This window comes from Gilvimarinus sp. 1_MG-2023, assembly GCF_030548285.1.
In genome coordinates this window covers 1-290 of sequence record NZ_JAUOSC010000785.1, presented here as the reverse complement: position 1 = coordinate 290, position 290 = coordinate 1, and the positions used below count along the sequence as shown (strand labels likewise).

1 protein-coding gene is annotated in these 290 nt (G+C 60.3%); it reads left to right on the top strand.

What is annotated here, in order from left to right:
* Positions 1–290: hypothetical protein (locus Q4563_RS19040; RefSeq protein ID WP_303605626.1), on the top strand; the 290-nt coding region annotated here is incomplete at both ends.

Genomic DNA, 290 nt, shown 5'->3' with positions numbered 1-290 from the left:
GAATACTGCAACCCTTGCGATGTGATTCATCAGGGGAAGCGGCAGGAGGTCTGGCCGCTGGAGGGGTTCGAGCATCTGTCGATTGATGGCACCGAGTACGAAGCGTTCAGCACCTCGGGCGGATTGGGGACGCTCTGCGAAACCCTGCAAGGCCGCGTGCGGGAGCTGAACTACAAGACGATCCGTTACAAGGGCCATCGCGACCGGATGCTGTTCCTGCTGGATGAGCTTCGCTTGCGCGATCGCCGTCCGTTGTTGAAGGAGATTCTGGCGAATGCCGTTCCGCGCAC